Raw genomic sequence first — 14,571 nt, forward strand, 5'->3', positions numbered from 1 at the left:
CCTCAGCTCCCGATCGTCAGCGCGTCATTCACCAGCGCCTCCTGTTCCGCCTTGTGGCGGCTGGCCAGGCCCGTGGCGGGCGAAGCCGAGGCCGCTCGGCCGGCATAGTGGGCGCGGTGGTGCCTGGCACCGATCCGCGTCAGCACCCATTCGAGGTTCGGCTCGACAAAGGTCCAGCCGCCCTGGTTCTTCGGCTCTTCCTGGCACCAGACGATGTCGGCCTCCTTGAAGCGGCCCAGCTCCTTCACGAGGCTCAGCGCCGGGAAGGGGTAGAACTGCTCGAGCCGCAGGAGGTAGATGTCGTCGATGCCCCGCTTGTCGCGCTCGGCCAGCAGGTCGTAATAGACCTTGCCCGAGCAGATCACCACGCGCCGGATCTCGGCGTCGGGCTTCAGGACCGTCTCGGAGTGGCCCTTCTGCGCGTCGTCCCACAGCACCCGGTGGAAGCCCGATCCGGTGGTGAAATCCTCGGCGTTCGAAATGCAGAGCGGATGGCGCAGAAGCGATTTCGGCGTCATCAGGATCAGCGGCTTGCGGAAGTTGCGATGGATCTGCCGGCGCAGGATGTGGAAGTAGTTCGCCGGCGTCGAGCAGTTCGCCACGATCCAGTTGTCGTTGGCCGACATCTGCAGGAAGCGTTCAAGGCGGGCCGAGGAATGCTCGGGGCCCTGGCCCTCGAAGCCGTGCGGCAACAGCACCACAAGGCCCGACATGCGCAGCCACTTCGACTCGCCCGAGTTGATGAACTGGTCGAACATGATCTGGGCGCCGTTGGCGAAATCGCCGAACTGGGCCTCCCACATGACCAGCGCATTCGGCTCGGCCAGCGAATAGCCATACTCGAAGCCGAGCACGGCATATTCCGATAGCATCGAGTCGATGACCTCGTAGCGCGCCTGACCGGAACGGATGTTGTTCAGCGGGTAGTAGCGTTCCTCGGTCGACTGGTTGATGAAGGCCGAGTGCCGCTGGCTGAAGGTGCCGCGGGTGCAGTCCTGCCCCGAGAGGCGCACCGGGTAACCTTCAACCACGAACGAACCGAAGGCCAGCGCCTCGCCCGTCGCCCAGTCGAAGCCCTTCCCGGTCTCGAACATCTGCTTCTTGGCCTCGAGCTGGCGGCCGACCGTCTTGTGCAGGTCGAACCCTTCGGGCACGCGCGTCAGCGCCTGACCGATCTCCTGCAGCGTCTCGGCCGCGATCGAGGTGCGGCCCGGCTGGTATTCGTCGCCATGCCGGTCGATGTGCTTCCAGCGGCCGTCCAGCCAGTCGGCCTTGTTCGGCTTGAAGTCCTTGCCGGCCTCGAACTCCTCGTTGAGCCGGGCCTGGAAGGCGGCCTTCATGTCCTCGATCTCGCCCTCGGGGATGAGGCCGTCCTGCACCAGACGCTCGGTGTAAAGCTGGAGCGTCGTCTTGTGCTTCTTGATCGAAGTGTACATCGCCGGGTTGGTGAACATGGGCTCGTCGCCCTCGTTGTGCCCGAAGCGCCGGTAGCAGAAGATGTCGATGACGACATCCTTGTGGAACTTCTGCCGGAACTCGGTCGCCACCTTCGCGGCATGGACCACGGCTTCGGGATCGTCGCCGTTGACGTGGAAGATCGGCGCCTCGACCATCAGCGCGATGTCGGTGGGGTAGGGCGACGAGCGCGAGAAGGACGGCGCGGTGGTGAAGCCGATCTGGTTGTTCACGACGATATGGATCGTGCCGCCGGTGCGGTGCCCGACAAGGCCCGACAGGCCGAAGCACTCGGCCACCACGCCTTGCCCGGCAAAGGCCGCGTCGCCATGCAGCAGGATCGGCAGGACGGTATGGCGCGTCTTGTCGCCCGCCTGCTCCTGCTTGGCGCGGACCTTGCCCAGCACGACCGGGTTCACCGCCTCGAGGTGGCTGGGGTTCGCGGTCAGCGACAGGTGGACGGTGTTGCCGTCGAACTCGCGGTCGGACGAGGCGCCGAGGTGGTATTTCACGTCGCCCGAGCCATCGACATCCTCAGGCTTGAAGCTGCCGCCCTGGAATTCGTTGAAAATGGCGCGGTAGGGCTTGGCCATCACGTTGGCCAGGACCGACAGGCGGCCGCGGTGCGGCATGCCGATCACGATCTCCTTCACACCCAGCGCACCGCCGCGCTTGATGATCTGCTCCATCGCGGGGATCAGGCTTTCGCCGCCGTCGAGGCCGAACCGCTTGGTGCCCATGTATTTCACATGGAGGAACTTCTCGAAGCCCTCGGCCTCGACCATCTTGTTCAGGATGGCGCGGCGGCCCTCACGGGTGAAGTGGATCTCCTTGCCGTAGCCCTCGATCCGCTCCTTGAGCCAGGCTGCCTGCTCGGGATCCGAAATATGCATGTACTGCAGAGCGAAAGTGCCGCAGTAGGTGCGCTTGACCATGTCCACGATCTGTCGCATCGAAGCGACCTGAAGACCGAGCACATTGTCGATGAAGATCGGCCGGTCCATGTCCGCTTCGGTGAAGCCGTAGGACTTGGGGTCGAGTTCGGGGTGGTTCGAGGTGTTGCGCATCCCGAGCGGATCGAGATCGGCGGCCAGATGGCCGCGGATCCGGTAGGCCCGGATGATCATCAGCGCCCGGATCGAGTCGAGAACGGCGCGTTGCACCTGCGCGTCGGACAGGCTTACGCCCTTCTCGGCGGCCTTGGCGGCGATCTTCTGACCGGCGGTGCGGGCTTCCTTCGGCGGGGCTGCGGGCCATTCGCCGGTGAGCGCGGCCGTCAGATCGTCGGCCGGCGTTGGGGGCCAGTCCGTGCGCGCCCAGCTGGGCCCGTGCGCCTGACGCTTGGCGTCGAGTTCGCTGTCACCCAGCGAACGGAACAACTCCGCCCAGCCTGCATCCACCGATGCGGGATCTTCGGCATAACGTGCCTGCAACTGGTCAATATACTCGGCATTCTGCCCCTGGAGGAAACTCGAGGCGTGGAACTGCGCGTTCGGAGACTGTTCCGTCATGGCTGCACCTGACATCTGAATGGGTCCGCACCAACATGGCGCGGACCCGAAGGTATTATTTGCCGAGCGCCTGCATCACGGCCTCGCCCAGATGGGCCGGGCTGTCGGCCACGACGATGCCCGCGCTCTTCATCGCTTCGATCTTGGATTCCGCGTCGCCCTTGCCGCCCGAGACGATGGCACCCGCGTGGCCCATCCGGCGGCCCGGAGGCGCCGTGCGCCCGGCGATGAAGCCCGCCGTGGGCTTCCAGCGGCCGCGCTTCTTCTCGTCGGCCAGGAACTGCGCCGCTTCCTCTTCGGCCGAGCCACCGATCTCGCCGATCATGATGATCGAGGTGGTTTCCGGGTCCGCGAGGAACATCTCGAGCACGTCGATGTGCTCGGTGCCCTTGATCGGGTCACCGCCGATGCCCACGGCCGAAGACTGGCCCAGCCCGAGATCCGTCGTCTGTTTCACGGCCTCATAGGTAAGCGTCCCCGAGCGCGAGACAACACCGACCGAGCCGCGCTTGTGGATGTGGCCCGGCATGATGCCGATCTTGCAGGCGCCGGGGGTGATGACGCCGGGGCAGTTCGGCCCGATCAGGCGCGACTTCGACCCTTCGAGGGCGCGCTTGACCTTCATCATGTCGAGCACCGGGATGCCCTCGGTGATGCAGACGATCAGCTCCATCTCGGCGTCGATCGCCTCGAGGATCGAGTCGGCCGCAAAGGGCGGCGGGACGTAGATCACGGAGGCGTTGGCGCCGGTGACGTCGCGGGCCTCGAAGACCGAGTTGAAGACCGGCAGGCCCAGATGCTCGGAGCCGCCCTTTCCGGGCGTCACGCCGCCGACCATCTTGGTCCCGTAGGCGATCGCCTGCTCGGTGTGGAAGGTGCCCTGGCTGCCGGTGATGCCCTGGCAGATGACTTTGGTGTTTTCGTTGACGAGAACGGCCATCGGATTACCCCTTCACCGCTTTGACGATCTTCTGAGCGGCGTCCGACAGATTGTCGCCCGCAATGACATTCAGGCCGGAGTTCGCGATGATCTCCTTGCCCTTCTCGACGTTGGTGCCTTCAAGTCGCACGACCAGCGGAACCTGCAGGCCCACTTCCTTCACCGCGGCGATGATGCCTTCCGCGATGATGTCGCAGCGCATGATGCCGCCGAAGATGTTGACCAGGATGCCCTTCACGTTCGGGTCCGAGGTGATGATCTTGAAGGCTTCCGTCACCTTCTCCTTCGTGGCGCCGCCGCCCACGTCGAGGAAGTTCGCCGGCTCCGCGCCGTAGAGCTTGATGATGTCCATCGTGGCCATCGCGAGGCCCGCGCCGTTCACCATGCAGCCGATCTCGCCGTCGAGCGCGATGTAGTTCAGGTCGAACTTCGAGGCGGCGAGTTCCTTCGGGTCTTCCTCGGTTTCGTCGCGCAGCGCCATGATGTCGGGCTGGCGGTAGAGCGCGTTGTTGTCGAAGCCCACCTTGGCGTCGAGCACCTTCAGGTTGCCGTCGGTCATCACGATCAGCGGGTTGATCTCGAGCATCTCCATGTCCTTCTCGACGAAGGCGCGGTAGAGGTTCTTGACCAGTTGCACGCACTGCTTGACCTGCGCGCCTTCCAGCCCGAGGGCGAAGGCCACGCGGCGGCCGTGGAAGTCCGACAGGCCCGAGGCCGGATCGACCGAGAAGGACACGATCTTCTCGGGCGTCGAGGCCGCCACTTCCTCGATGTCCATCCCGCCTTCGGTCGAAACCACGAACGAGATGCGCGAGGTGCCGCGGTCCACCAGCAGCGCGAGGTAGAGTTCGCGCGCGATGTCGGAGCCTTCCTCGATGTAGATGCGGTTGACCTGCTTGCCCGAGGCGCCGGTCTGGTGCGTGACCAGCGTGCGGCCGAGCATCTGCTTGGCCAGTTCGGCGGCCTCGCCCACCGACTTCGCCAGACGGACGCCGCCCTTCTCGCCGGCCTCCGGCTCCTTGAACTTGCCCTTGCCGCGGCCGCCGGCGTGGATCTGCGCCTTGACGACCCAGAGCGGCCCGCCAAGTTCGCCTGCGGCAGACTTGGCTTCGTCGGCTTTCAGGACGACCCGGCCGTCGGACACCGGCGCGCCGTAGCTGCGCAGGAGCGCCTTCGCCTGGTATTCATGGATGTTCATTGAACTGTCCCATCGCTGATGATTTGCGGCGTGATGCCACAGAAACGAGCGTGTTCAAAACGGGTTTTGCGCTACCAAGGGGTTTTCCGCACAAAAAGAAAGTTTTGTGATCACAGGCCGGAAGGGCGTGATCACAAGGGTTGAAGATGCTGCCCTGCGGCATCTGGCGCGACATGAGAAAGGGCGCGCCAGCGATCTGGCGCGCCCCGTGCTTCCGCTTCGCGCCGACTCAGGCCAGCGACGGCTCGATGCCCTTGCAGGCCGCGACAAGGCCCTTCACCGCATCGACCGACTTGTCGAACATCGCCTGTTCGTCGGCGTTCAGCTTGATGTCCACGACCTTCTCGATGCCGCCGGCGCCGATGATGGTGGGCACGCCCACATACATGCCGTCCAGGCCAAAGGCGCCGTCCACCCAGGCCGCGCAGGGCAGCAGGCGCTTCTGGTCCTTGAGGTAAGCTTCGGCCATCTCGATCGCCGAGGTCGCCGGCGCGTAATAGGCCGAGCCGGTCTTCAGCAGGCCCACGATCTCGGCGCCGCCGTCGCGGGTGCGCTGCACGATCTGGTCGAGCTTCTCCTGCGAGGTCCAGCCCATCTGCACGAGGTCGGGCAGCGGGATGCCGGCCACGGTCGAGTAGCGGCGGACGAGCGGCACCATCGTGTCGCCGTGGCCGCCCAGCACGAAGGCCGTCACGTCGCGCATCGAGACGTTGAACTCGACCGACAGGAAGTGGCGGAAGCGCGCCGAGTCGAGCACGCCGGCCATGCCGACCACCTTCTCCGGCGGCAGGCCCGAGAACTGCTGCAGCGCCCAGACCATCGCGTCGAGCGGGTTGGTGATGCAGATCACGAAGGCGTTCGGCGCATGGGCCTTGATGCCCTCACCGACCGACTTCATGACCTTGAGGTTGATGCCGATCAGGTCGTCGCGGCTCATGCCCGGCTTGCGCGGCACGCCGGCGGTGACGATGCAGACATCGGCGCCCGCGATGTCCTCGTAGCTGTTGGCGCCCTTCATCACGGCGTCGAAGCCTTCCGAGGGACCCGACTGGGCGATGTCCAGAGCCTTGCCCTGAGGGGTGCCCTCGGCGATGTCGAACAGGACGACGTCGCCCAGTTCCTTGATCGCGGCGAGATGGGCGAGCGTGCCGCCGATCTGCCCCGCACCGATCAGCGCAATCTTGGGTCTGGCCATGAGTGGATCTCCCGTGAGGAATTGTCGCGGCGATGGGTAGACCTTCACATTCTTGCGCGCAAGCCCCTTCGGCTGTTTCTCCGCAGATGTTTGCGCTAAAGCAGCCCCGGGGCTCCGGCATGGCGGCGGGATGCGGTATCCAGTCGCATACCGGAGCGGCCGGGGTGATTCGGAGAGGTGAATGGAGGGCTTCGGCTTCTGGGCGCTGGCGGTGACCGCCTCGGTTCTCGTGGGCATGAGCAAGGGCGGCCTGCCCGTGGTCGGGATCATGAGCGTGCCGCTGCTGGCGCTGGTCATCTCGCCCGTGACGGCGGCGGGGCTTCTGCTGCCGATCTATGTCGTCTCGGACATGTTCGGGCTCTATGCCTACCGGCACGAGTTCGACGCGCGGGTGCTGAAGATCCTGATCCCCGGCGCCACGGTTGGCGTCGTGATCGGCTGGCTTACGGCAAGCGTCGTGCCCGAGACGGTTGTCGGAGGGCTCGTGGGCCTCATTGGCGCGGCCTTCGCGACGAACCTGCTGCTCCGCCGCACCGATCCGCCGGCCAGGGTGGCCAAGGTCACGCCCGGCCTCGTCTGGGGCACGGCAACCGGCTTCACGAGTTTCGTGAGCCACGCCGGCGCGCCGCCCTATCAGGTCTATGTCCTGCCGCTGAAGATGCCCAAGACGGTCTTTGCCGGCACCTCCACGATCCTCTTTGCCTACATCAACGCCATCAAGTTGATCCCCTATGCGGCGCTCGGCCAGCTTTCCACCGAGAACCTGCGGGTGGCGGCCTGGCTCATGCTGCCCGCGGCGCTCTCGGTCTTCGTGGGATACCGGCTGGTGCGGATCGTGCCTCAGGCGCTCTTCTTCCGCATCGTGATCTGGGCGCTGCTCCTGATTTCCTTGCGGCTGATCTGGCAGGCCGTCGCCTGATTTCTGCGGCGCGGCAAATCAGGTCTTGCCGGATATGCCGCAAATATGTTCCCAAGCGAAAGATTGTTGCTTGAAGGAGAATCGTCATGGCGCATCAGGCTCATCCCTTCCGCTCCGTGCTCTATATCCCCGGCTCGAAGGAGCGGGCGCTGGAGAAGGCGCAGGGCCTCGCCGCCGATGCGATCATCTTCGACCTCGAGGATGCCGTGGCGCATGACGAGAAGATCCATGCACGCGACCTGCTGAGGAAGACGCTCGAGACCGCCGACTATGGCCGGCGCATCCGCATCGTGCGGGTGAACGGAATGGATACGGAATGGGGCCGCGACGACGTGGCGGCCTTTGCGGGCTCGAAGGCCGACGTGATCCTGATCCCCAAGGTCTCGTCGGCGGCGCATGTGCAGGCGGTGGCCGACCTCATCCCCGACGTGCCGCTCTGGGCGATGATGGAGACGGCGCTGGGGATGCTGAACGCGGCCGAGATCGCCGCCCATCCGCGCCTGACGGGCATGGTGATGGGCACGAACGACCTCGCCAAGGAACTGACCAGCCGCTTCCGGCCCGACCGCCTCGCGCTGCAGACCGGCCTCGGCCTCTGCCTGCTGGCCGCGCGCGCGCACGGGCTGACCATCGTCGATGGCGTCTACAACGCCTTCAAGGACGAGGACGGCCTGCGCGCGGAATGCGAGCAGGGCCGCGACATGGGCTTTGACGGCAAGACGCTGATCCATCCCGCGCAGCTCGAGATTGCCAACGAGGTCTTCTCGCCATCGTCGGCCGAGATCGAACTGGCCAACCGCCAGATCGCTGCCTTCGAAGAGGCAGAACGCCACGGGCAGGGGGTGGCCGTGGTGGATGGAAAGATCGTCGAGAACCTGCATATCGTGACCGCGCGGCAGACTCTGGCCAAGGCCGAGGCGATTGCCGCGTTCGGAGCAAGCTGAGGGATGCCATGCTTCTGTTGATTTGCGGGGTCGCGCTTTGGTCGGCGGCCCATCTGTTCAAGCGCGTGGCGCCGGGCCTGCGCGCGCCGCTGGGCAATGCCGGCAAGGGTGTTGCGGCGCTTCTGCTGGTGGCGTCGGTGGTGATGATGGTGGTGGGCTACCGTCAGGCCGACTTCATCTCGATCTACACGCCGGCGCCGGGCATGGGCCACGCCAACAACCTGCTGATGCTGTTCGCGCTGATCATCTTCGGCGCCGGCATGGCCAAGGGCTGGCTCTGGACGAAGATCCGCCACCCGATGCTCTATGGCTTCGCGCTCTGGGCCTTTGCCCACCTGCTGGTGAACGGCGACGTGGCCTCGCTGATCCTGTTCGGCGGCCTCGGCGCCTGGGCGGTGGCCGAGGTGGTGCTGATCAACAAGCAGACCGACTGGGTGCGCCCCGTCTCGGGCGGGCCGAAGCGCGACCTCGCCCTCGTGGGCGTCGTTCTGGTGATGTACGGGCTGATTGCCCTCGTCCATATCTGGACGGGCCACAACCCCTTTGCCGGAACCTACGCATGAAACTCTACCGCTTCCTGACCGAAGACGACACGCAGGCCTTCTGCCACAAGGTGACCGCCGCTCTGAACAAGGGCTGGCACCTGCATGGTGGGCCCACCTACGCCTTCGACGCGGGCAAGGGCGTGATGCGCTGCGGTCAGGCGGTGGTGAAGGATGTTCCGGGCACCTACACGCCCGAGACCAAGCTGGGAGACCACTGAATGAAGACCAACGCGGGCCGTTTCTTCGAGGATTACCGGCTGGGCGAGACCATCGTCCATGCCGTGCCGCGCACCGTCTCGGGCGGCGAGCGGGCGCTGTATCACGCGCTCTATCCGGCGCGTCATGCGCTTTATTCCTCGGATGAATTTGCCCGCGCCTGCGGCCTTCCCGCCGCTCCGGTCGATGATCTGGTGGCCTTCCATCTGGTGTTCGGCAAGACGGTGCCGGACATCAGCCTGAACGCCGTGGCGAACCTCGGCTATGCCGAGGGGCGCTGGCTGAAGCCGGTCTTTCCGGGCGACACCTTGCGCTCGGAAAGCACCGTCATCGGGCTGAAGGAGAATTCCAACGGCAAGTCCGGAGTGGTCTATGTCCGCACCCGCGGCCTGAACCAGCAGGGAGAGGCCGTGCTGGACTATGTCCGCTGGGTGATGGTGAGAAAGCGTGACGAGGCGGCGCCGGCACCCGAAGCCAACGTTCCGGCGCTCTCCAAGGCGGTTCCGGCGGCGGATCTGGTGGTGCCGGAGGGGCTGGACTTCTCGCGCTACGATTTCACCCTTGCGGGCGAGCCGCACCGCTGGGGCGATTACGACATCGGCGAGCGGATTGACCATGTCGATGGCGTCACGATCGAGGAGAGCGAGCACATGCTCGCCACCCGGCTCTGGCAGAACACCGCCAAGGTCCATTTCGACGCCACCAACCGCCCCGACGGCAAGCGGCTGATCTACGGCGGCCATGTGATCTCGATGGCGCGGGCGCTGTCGTTCAACGGGCTTGCCAACGCGCAGATGATCGTGGCGCTGAACGCGGGCGCCCATGCCAACCCCTGCTTCGCCGGCGACACGGTGCGGGCCTGGTCGGAAGTTCTCGACAAGGCCGAGACCTCCGCCCCCGGCGTCGGCGCCCTGAGGCTGCGACTCGTGGCCGTGAAACATGGGGCAGAGCCCTTCGGCCTTCGGGATGAGGCCGGCAAATACCAGCCCGGCGTTCTGCTCGATCTCGACTACTGGGCGCTCGTCCCCCGCTGAGACGCCAGCGGGCAATGGGCCCCGGACTGATTGCGCAAACATGTGATCACGCCCCCGTTTTTTGTGATCACATGGCAGACTTTTTTTGATGCGAGCCTGATTTTGAAGCACGGGGGAGGCACCGCCCCCGTGACTCGGACGAAAAAACCGCTATTGAGTGACACCAGCGAGACAGCCGCCCCTTCCGGCGGGGCCGGCCAGCGAAAGGCAACGACATGGCTGAAACGAAGCGGGTCGAGCGGCCCCTTTCCCCCCATCTCCAGATCTACCGGGTGCAGCTGACCTCGACGACCTCGATCTTCACCCGCATCACCGGGAACGGTCTGATCGTCGGCACGATGCTGGTGACCTGGTGGCTGCTGGCCGCCGCTCTCGGCCCCGAGCAGTTCGCCACCGCCGACGCGGTGCTGACCTCGTGGTTCGGAGACATCGTTCTGCTGCTGTCGGTCTGGGCGCTGTGGTATCACTACCTTGCGGGGCTGCGGCACCTCTACTGGGACACCGGCAAGGGGCTCGAGATCACCACCGCCGAGAAGCTCGGCTGGGCCTGCATCGGCGGCTCGCTGATCCTGACCCTGCTCACCGTCATCCTCATCTGAAGGGGCACCCGATGCGTTTCATCACCGCCCGCAAGCGCGCCGAGGGCATGGGCGCCGCCCACCACGGCACCGACCGCCACTGGTACATGATCGTCTCGGCGGTGGGTCTCGCGGTCCTGATCCCGATCTTCGTCTATGTCGTCGGCAATGCCATCGGCGAAGGCCGTGAGCGCGTGCTCGAGATCTTCTCGCATCCGTTCAACGCGATCCTGTCGGGACTGGTGCTGTTCTTCGGCATGCGCCACTTCGCCGAAGGTTCGACCATGATGATCGAGGACTACTGGCAGGGCGTGCCGCGCCGCCTGCTGGTGATCTGCGCGCAATCCTTCGCCTATGGCGTGGCGGCGATCGGGCTGTTCGCCCTCGCCAAGATCGCCCTCTGAGGATCAAGTAATGGCTGCTTACACGTACGAGACGCATGACTACGACGTCGTGGTGGTGGGCGCCGGCGGTGCCGGCCTCCGCGCGACGCTGGGGATGGCCGAGCAGGGCCTGCGCACCGCCTGCGTCACCAAGGTTTTCCCGACCCGCAGCCATACGGTTGCGGCGCAGGGCGGCATCGCCGCCTCGCTCGCCAACATGGGGCCGGACAGCTGGCAGTGGCACATGTACGACACCGTGAAAGGGTCGGACTGGCTGGGCGACACCGACGCGATGGAATATCTCGCGCGTGAGGCCCCGAAGGCGGTCTACGAGCTCGAGCATTACGGCGTGCCCTTCTCGCGCACCGAGGAAGGCAAGATCTACCAGCGCCCGTTCGGCGGCCACACGACCCAGTTCGGCGAAGGCCCGCCGGTGCAGCGCACCTGCGCCGCGGCGGACCGGACCGGCCACGCGATCCTGCACACGCTCTATGGCCAGTCGGTCAAGAACAACGCCGAGTTCTTCATCGAATATTTCGCGCTGGATCTCATCATCCAGGACGGCCGCTGCACCGGCGTCGTCGCTTGGCGGCTGGAAGACGGCACGATCCACGTCTTCAACGCCAAGCTCACGGTTCTGGCGACCGGCGGCTACGGCCGCGCATATTTCTCGGCCACCTCGGCCCACACCTGCACCGGCGACGGCGGCGGGATGGTGGCGCGGGCCGGCCTGCCGCTGCAGGACATGGAATTCGTCCAGTTCCACCCGACCGGCATCTACGGCTCGGGCTGCCTGATCACCGAGGGCGCGCGCGGCGAGGGCGGCTATCTCACGAACGCGAACGGCGAACGGTTCATGGAGCGCTACGCTCCGACCTACAAGGACCTCGCCAGCCGTGACGTGGTCAGCCGCTGCATGACGCTGGAGATCCGCGAGGGCCGCGGCGTGGGTGAGCATGGCGACCACATCCACCTGCACCTGAACCACCTGCCGCCCGAGACGCTGGCGCTGCGCCTGCCCGGCATCTCGGAATCGGCGAAGATCTTTGCCGGCGTGGACGTTCACAAGGAACCAATCCCGGTCCTGCCGACTGTGCACTACAACATGGGCGGCATTCCGACCAACTACTGGGGCGAGGTTCTCGCCCCCATCGCGGACGATCCCGACCGCGTCTTCCCGGGCCTGATGGCGGTGGGCGAGGCCGGCTGCGCCTCGGTGCATGGCGCGAACCGGCTGGGCTCGAACTCGCTGATCGACCTCGTGGTGTTCGGCCGCGCCGCGGCGATCCGCGCGGGCCAGATCGTGAAACCGCACGAGTTCCACGCCGATGTGCCCAAGGCCCAGGTGGACGAGATCCTCGGCCGGTTCGACGACCTGCGCCACGCCAACGGCGCCATCCCGACCGCCGACCTGCGGCTCGAGATGCAGCGCACCATGCAGGCCGACGCCGCCGTGTTCCGCACCGACAAGACGCTGGCCGAAGGCGTCGAGAAGATGAAGGGGATCGCGGCCAAGCTCTCGGATCTCAAGGTCACCGACCGCAGCCTCATCTGGAACTCGGACCTGATGGAGACGCTGGAACTGACCAACCTGATGCCGAACGCGCTGGCCACGATCGTAGCGGCCGAGGCGCGCAAGGAAAGCCGCGGCGCCCACGCCCACGAGGACTGGCCGAACCGCGACGACGAGAACTGGCGCGTGCACAGCCTCGCCACGGTGAAGGGCAACGAGGTCACGCTCGCCTCCCGGCCGGTCCATCTCGACCCGCTGACCAAACAGTCCGAAGGCGGGATCGACCTGAAGAAGATCGCGCCCAAGGCGCGGGTCTATTGATGCGGGGCGCGGCTCTCGCCTCCTGCGCCCTCGCGCTCGCCGCCTGCAGTCCGCAGTCGGTGGCCGACAGCGTGGCGCGGCAGACCGCGCGCACCGTCGTGCTGCCGGTGGTCGAGCAATACATGCCCGGCCCCGCCGCGCAGGGCGTCACCACCTGCATCATCGACAATGCCACGGCGCAGGAACTCAGCGCCCTGTCCCGCGACGTGGGCGTGCGCGCCGGCACGACCACGGTGCAGAACGTGGTGACGATCGCCACCCGGCCGGACACGATCCGGTGCCTCCAGACGAGCGGCCTGCCGCTCCTGCCCGCGGTCTAGGCCATGCAAAAGCCGCTGCTGCTCGTCTTGCTTCTCGCCGCCTGCGGACCCGTCACGGTCGAGCAGGCCGAGAGGGCCTGTGCCGAGCGCGCGCGCCTTGCCGAGGCCCCGCGCGGGTCGGTCGGGGTGGGCGCCGGCAGCGGCGGCATGGTCAGCAACGTCGAGCTGACCGTGACCTCGGACTATCTCATGGGCCGGGATCCCTCGGCCATCTACGACGCCTGCGTCTATCAGAAATCCGGCCAGCCCCCGACGCGGCCGCTCTACTCCCGCTAAGACCGGAAGGGATGAACCATGGTCCAGCTCACGCTCCCCAAGAACTCCAAGGTCCGCACCGGCAAGACCTGGCCGAAGCCCGAGGGCAGGAACGTCCGCAAGTTCATGATCTATCGCTGGGATCCCGACACGGGCGAGAACCCGCGGGTGGACACCTACTTCCTCGACATGGACAAGTGCGGCCCGATGGTTCTGGACGCGCTGATCAAGATCAAGAACGAGGTCGATCCCACGCTGACCTTCCGCCGCTCCTGCCGTGAGGGGATCTGCGGCTCCTGCGCGATGAACATCGACGGGATCAACACGCTGGCCTGCATCTACGGTCTCGACGAGATCAAGGGCGACGTGAAGATCTACCCGCTGCCGCACATGCCGGTGATCAAGGACCTGATCCCCGACCTGTCGCTGTTCTACGCGCAGCACGCCTCGATCATGCCGTGGCTCGAGACCAAGACGGTCGAGCCCGCGAAGGAGTGGCGCCAGTCGGTCGAGGACCGGGCCAAGCTCGACGGGCTTTATGAATGCGTGATGTGCGCCTGCTGCTCGACCTCGTGCCCGAGCTACTGGTGGAACGGCGACCGCTACCTCGGGCCGGCGGCGCTGTTGCACGCCTATCGCTGGATCGTGGACAGCCGCGACGAGGCCACGCCCGAACGGCTCGACATGCTCGAGGATCCGTTCAAGCTCTACCGCTGCCACACGATCATGAACTGCGCGAAGACCTGCCCCAAGGGCCTCAACCCGGCCAAGGCCATCGCCGAGATCAAGAAGATGATGGTCGAGCGCGTCATCTGACATCCGCGGCGCCCGAGAGGGCGCCGTTCGCCTTTCCGGCGGCCCGGGTCGCTAGTGCAGCGTGTGTCGGGCCATCAGTTCGTAGGTGGCGGCGTTCGGGCAGAAGCCGCAGTCGGCGGGCGCCAGCCGGTCGGCTTCGGCCAGACGGCACTGGCAGAGCCGCGTGCTGCCGCAGTGCCGGCACACCTCCAGCAGTTCCAGATAATCGGCATAGGCGTGCTGGACTTCCGCCGGGTCCAGCCCGAAGACCTGCGCCATCTGCAGCAGACGATCGCCCACATGTTCGGGCATGCGCGCGAACTGCTCCATCTGCCAGCGCGTGATGCCCAGATCCTCAAGATCGCGGTCGGTCATCGCGTGCACTTCCTGAAGCCGGTGCCAACGGTCGAAAAAAGCGCGAACTCGGTCCAGCATGGCCATTCTCCCTG

16 protein-coding genes are annotated in these 14,571 nt (G+C 66.0%); 11 read left to right on the top strand and 5 right to left on the bottom strand.

Annotated features, from left to right (window positions below; translation table 11 throughout):
- Positions 1 to 2: 2 nt before the first annotated feature.
- From LV780_RS00390 to mdh, 4 genes are all read right to left on the bottom strand, one after another.
- A complete protein-coding gene (locus LV780_RS00390) occupies positions 3 to 2,966 on the bottom strand; it encodes a 2-oxoglutarate dehydrogenase E1 component (protein ID WP_180325156.1) in 2,964 nt (987 codons plus the stop codon).
- A gap of 55 nt (positions 2,967 to 3,021) precedes the next feature.
- On the bottom strand, positions 3,022 to 3,906 hold the full coding sequence (gene sucD, locus LV780_RS00395) for a succinate--CoA ligase subunit alpha (protein WP_011907146.1): 885 nt from the start codon (positions 3,904 to 3,906) through the stop codon (positions 3,022 to 3,024).
- A 4-nt stretch (positions 3,907 to 3,910) separates the two neighbouring features.
- Positions 3,911 to 5,104, bottom strand: coding sequence for an ADP-forming succinate--CoA ligase subunit beta (sucC, locus tag LV780_RS00400; RefSeq protein WP_101340873.1), 1,194 nt, complete (start codon positions 5,102 to 5,104; stop codon positions 3,911 to 3,913).
- Positions 5,105 to 5,333: 229 nt separating this feature from the next.
- The gene (gene mdh / locus LV780_RS00405) at positions 5,334 to 6,299 is read right to left on the bottom strand and encodes a malate dehydrogenase (protein WP_233863860.1); all 966 of its coding nucleotides are present in this window, start codon (positions 6,297 to 6,299) and stop codon (positions 5,334 to 5,336) included.
- Between the two features lie 181 nt (positions 6,300 to 6,480).
- On the opposite strand from mdh, the gene LV780_RS00410 reads away from it, so the two are divergent.
- The 11 genes from LV780_RS00410 (at position 6,481) to LV780_RS00460 (ending at position 14,143) form a co-directional block, all read left to right on the top strand.
- Positions 6,481 to 7,218 carry a sulfite exporter TauE/SafE family protein gene (locus LV780_RS00410; RefSeq protein WP_101340874.1) on the top strand — a complete coding sequence of 246 codons (738 nt, stop codon included), beginning with the start codon at positions 6,481 to 6,483 and terminating at the stop codon, positions 7,216 to 7,218.
- An 86-nt stretch (positions 7,219 to 7,304) separates the two neighbouring features.
- On the top strand, positions 7,305 to 8,162 hold the full coding sequence (locus LV780_RS00415; RefSeq protein WP_108219985.1) for a (3S)-malyl-CoA thioesterase: 858 nt from the start codon (positions 7,305 to 7,307) through the stop codon (positions 8,160 to 8,162).
- An 8-nt stretch (positions 8,163 to 8,170) separates the two neighbouring features.
- On the top strand, positions 8,171 to 8,725 hold the full coding sequence (locus LV780_RS00420; RefSeq protein ID WP_011907151.1) for an NnrU family protein: 555 nt from the start codon (positions 8,171 to 8,173) through the stop codon (positions 8,723 to 8,725).
- Positions 8,722 to 8,925, top strand: a complete 204-nt coding sequence (locus LV780_RS00425; RefSeq protein WP_011907152.1) for a DUF1737 domain-containing protein — start codon at positions 8,722 to 8,724, stop codon at positions 8,923 to 8,925. The genes LV780_RS00420 and LV780_RS00425 overlap by 4 nt, the downstream gene beginning before the upstream one ends.
- Positions 8,926 to 9,957: a MaoC family dehydratase gene (locus LV780_RS00430; protein WP_101340876.1), complete on the top strand. Its 1,032-nt coding sequence runs from the start codon at positions 8,926 to 8,928 to the stop codon at positions 9,955 to 9,957.
- Positions 9,958 to 10,172: 215 nt separating this feature from the next.
- Positions 10,173 to 10,556, top strand: a complete 384-nt coding sequence (sdhC, locus tag LV780_RS00435; RefSeq protein WP_011907154.1) for a succinate dehydrogenase, cytochrome b556 subunit — start codon at positions 10,173 to 10,175, stop codon at positions 10,554 to 10,556.
- 11 nt (positions 10,557 to 10,567) lie between these two features.
- A complete protein-coding gene (locus LV780_RS00440) occupies positions 10,568 to 10,939 on the top strand; it encodes a succinate dehydrogenase, hydrophobic membrane anchor protein (RefSeq protein WP_011907155.1) in 372 nt (123 codons plus the stop codon).
- A gap of 10 nt (positions 10,940 to 10,949) precedes the next feature.
- Positions 10,950 to 12,752 carry a succinate dehydrogenase flavoprotein subunit gene (gene sdhA / locus LV780_RS00445; protein ID WP_108219986.1) on the top strand — a complete coding sequence of 601 codons (1,803 nt, stop codon included), beginning with the start codon at positions 10,950 to 10,952 and terminating at the stop codon, positions 12,750 to 12,752.
- Positions 12,752 to 13,072 carry a hypothetical protein gene (locus LV780_RS00450; protein WP_011907157.1) on the top strand — a complete coding sequence of 107 codons (321 nt, stop codon included), beginning with the start codon at positions 12,752 to 12,754 and terminating at the stop codon, positions 13,070 to 13,072. The genes sdhA and LV780_RS00450 overlap by 1 nt, the downstream gene beginning before the upstream one ends.
- 3 nt (positions 13,073 to 13,075) lie before the next feature.
- Positions 13,076 to 13,348, top strand: a complete 273-nt coding sequence (locus tag LV780_RS00455; RefSeq protein WP_011907158.1) for a hypothetical protein — start codon at positions 13,076 to 13,078, stop codon at positions 13,346 to 13,348.
- An 18-nt stretch (positions 13,349 to 13,366) separates the two neighbouring features.
- Positions 13,367 to 14,143: a succinate dehydrogenase iron-sulfur subunit gene (locus LV780_RS00460; protein WP_011907159.1), complete on the top strand. Its 777-nt coding sequence runs from the start codon at positions 13,367 to 13,369 to the stop codon at positions 14,141 to 14,143.
- 51 nt (positions 14,144 to 14,194) lie between these two features.
- On the opposite strand, the gene LV780_RS00465 is transcribed toward LV780_RS00460, so the two are convergent.
- Positions 14,195 to 14,557, bottom strand: a complete 363-nt coding sequence (locus LV780_RS00465) for a DUF1127 domain-containing protein (RefSeq protein ID WP_011907160.1) — start codon at positions 14,555 to 14,557, stop codon at positions 14,195 to 14,197.
- Positions 14,558 to 14,571: the final 14 nt, after the last annotated feature.

The organism is Cereibacter azotoformans (assembly GCF_021391315.1).
GTDB lineage: Bacteria > Pseudomonadota > Alphaproteobacteria > Rhodobacterales > Rhodobacteraceae > Cereibacter_A > Cereibacter_A azotoformans.

Excerpts from the sequence above, each read along its gene's own strand:
- sdhA (WP_108219986.1), top strand. The coding sequence starts at position 10,950 with ATGGCTGCTTACACGTACGAGACGCATGACTACGACGTCGTGGTGGTG.
- LV780_RS00420 (WP_011907151.1), top strand. The coding sequence starts at position 8,171 with ATGCTTCTGTTGATTTGCGGGGTCGCGCTTTGGTCGGCGGCCCATCTG.
- sucC (WP_101340873.1), bottom strand. The coding sequence starts at position 5,104 with ATGAACATCCATGAATACCAGGCGAAGGCGCTCCTGCGCAGCTACGGC.
- LV780_RS00455 (WP_011907158.1), top strand. The coding sequence starts at position 13,076 with ATGCAAAAGCCGCTGCTGCTCGTCTTGCTTCTCGCCGCCTGCGGACCC.
- LV780_RS00430 (WP_101340876.1), top strand. The coding sequence starts at position 8,926 with ATGAAGACCAACGCGGGCCGTTTCTTCGAGGATTACCGGCTGGGCGAG.
- LV780_RS00410 (WP_101340874.1), top strand. The coding sequence starts at position 6,481 with ATGGAGGGCTTCGGCTTCTGGGCGCTGGCGGTGACCGCCTCGGTTCTC.
- LV780_RS00390 (WP_180325156.1), bottom strand. The coding sequence starts at position 2,966 with ATGACGGAACAGTCTCCGAACGCGCAGTTCCACGCCTCGAGTTTCCTC.
- LV780_RS00450 (WP_011907157.1), top strand. The coding sequence starts at position 12,752 with ATGCGGGGCGCGGCTCTCGCCTCCTGCGCCCTCGCGCTCGCCGCCTGC.
- LV780_RS00460 (WP_011907159.1), top strand. The coding sequence starts at position 13,367 with ATGGTCCAGCTCACGCTCCCCAAGAACTCCAAGGTCCGCACCGGCAAG.
- LV780_RS00440 (WP_011907155.1), top strand. The coding sequence starts at position 10,568 with ATGCGTTTCATCACCGCCCGCAAGCGCGCCGAGGGCATGGGCGCCGCC.
- sucD (WP_011907146.1), bottom strand. The coding sequence starts at position 3,906 with ATGGCCGTTCTCGTCAACGAAAACACCAAAGTCATCTGCCAGGGCATC.
- mdh (WP_233863860.1), bottom strand. The coding sequence starts at position 6,299 with ATGGCCAGACCCAAGATTGCGCTGATCGGTGCGGGGCAGATCGGCGGC.
- LV780_RS00415 (WP_108219985.1), top strand. The coding sequence starts at position 7,305 with ATGGCGCATCAGGCTCATCCCTTCCGCTCCGTGCTCTATATCCCCGGC.
- sdhC (WP_011907154.1), top strand. The coding sequence starts at position 10,173 with ATGGCTGAAACGAAGCGGGTCGAGCGGCCCCTTTCCCCCCATCTCCAG.
- LV780_RS00425 (WP_011907152.1), top strand. The coding sequence starts at position 8,722 with ATGAAACTCTACCGCTTCCTGACCGAAGACGACACGCAGGCCTTCTGC.
- LV780_RS00465 (WP_011907160.1), bottom strand. The coding sequence starts at position 14,557 with ATGCTGGACCGAGTTCGCGCTTTTTTCGACCGTTGGCACCGGCTTCAG.